The sequence below is a fragment of the Streptomyces durbertensis genome (assembly GCF_014156695.1).
Lineage (GTDB): Bacteria > Actinomycetota > Actinomycetes > Streptomycetales > Streptomycetaceae > Streptomyces > Streptomyces durbertensis.
The window spans coordinates 1-1,239 of sequence record NZ_WMLF01000786.1 but is presented as its reverse complement, the minus strand read 5'-3'; the positions used below and the strand labels follow the sequence as shown (position 1 = coordinate 1,239).

The 1,239-nt window shown below is 71.8% G+C and carries 2 protein-coding genes; one reads left to right on the top strand and one right to left on the bottom strand.

Annotation, left to right across the window (positions count from 1 at the left end; genetic code table 11):
* The first annotated feature begins 81 nt into the window (after positions 1-81).
* Positions 82-693 carry a DUF4383 domain-containing protein gene (locus GL263_RS26810; RefSeq protein WP_182858321.1) on the top strand — a complete coding sequence of 204 codons (612 nt, stop codon included), beginning with the start codon at positions 82-84 and terminating at the stop codon, positions 691-693.
* Here the strand turns inward: GL263_RS26810 and GL263_RS26805 are convergent.
* The coding region (locus GL263_RS26805; protein ID WP_182858320.1) for an HAD family hydrolase at positions 617-1,239 on the bottom strand (623 nt) is incomplete at its 5' end. The two genes, GL263_RS26810 and GL263_RS26805, sit on opposite strands and share 77 nt — an antisense overlap.

The following is a 1,239-nucleotide window of genomic DNA, read 5'->3' as shown; positions in this document are numbered from 1 at the left end:
CCTGGAGGCTGCCCGGGTTGAGGGCGGCGGCGTGGGGGCGGATGCTGGAGGTCGACCGTCTCCGACGCGAGGAGGCCGACCATGGCTGCTTCCCACACGCTCTCGCACACGTTCCACCGGGTGAACGCGGAGCTGGAGACCCATCTGCCGGCCGGTCACCCGCTCAGCAGGCTGTACCGCTTCGGCGCCGGGTTGATGGGGGTGGTGCTGGCCGCGTTCGGGGTACTCGGGCTGATCGACCGGGTGGGGTTCTTCAGCACGGGTGACACGACGATCGCCGGGTTGAGCACCAACGGCGCGCTGAGCGTGCTGTCCGTCGGTGTGGGTGGGGTGCTGTTCCTCAGCGCGATGCGCGGCGGGAACTTCGCCTCGAACGTGAACGTCGTCCTCGGCGTCGCGTTCCTGCTGAGCGGCTTTGTGAACCTGGCGTTGCTGGAGACCGACTGGAACTTCCTCAACTTCCGCATCCAGAACGTCGTCTTCAGCTTTGTCGTCGGCCTGCTGCTGGCGTTCTTCGGGATGTACGGGCGGGTGGCCGGGCGGCTGCCGTACGACAATCCGTACTGGCAGGCCCGGCACCCGGGTGAGGCGGACAAGGAGGCCCGGCGGCGGTCGCTCAGGCAGCGGCGGCTCGAAGAGCTTCCGCCAAAATCCTCTCTCCCGCGACGACGCCCGCGGCGGCCACAGCAGTGACGTGCGGGGCCTGCCAGCCGGTCTCGGCCAGTTCGCCGTGGCCGGGCCGCCAGGCGTGGTCGGCGGCGAGCAGCAGGTCGGCGTCGAGCAGTGAGTCGCCGGCGGCGAGGGTGGTGCGGGCGCCGGTGCGGCGGGCGACCTCGGCCATGGCGGCGCTCTTGGTGAGCGGCCGGGGCACGGCGTAGATCTTGCGGCCCTGGAGGCTGACGGTCCAGCCGCGCGGCTCGGCCCACTCGGTGAGTTCCTTCACCCAGGTGGGAGGGAGCTGTGCCCGGTCGACGACGAGGTAGGCGAACAGTTCCTCGGCGACGCGTTCCTTGAGCAGCCAGGCCGGGTCGGCGGTGGCGCGCAGGTGGGCGCGGATCTCGGCGAGGGGCGCGCACTCGTCGGTGAGGCGGGCGCGGACGGCGGCGTGCCAGTCCTCGTCGGTGCGGCCGTCGACGAGGAGGTGGCCGCCGTTGGCGCAGATCGCGTAGGCGGCGGTGGGGATCGGGAGCCGGACGCGCTGGTACTGCTCGCGGGTGCGGGTGGTGGTGGGGACGAGGA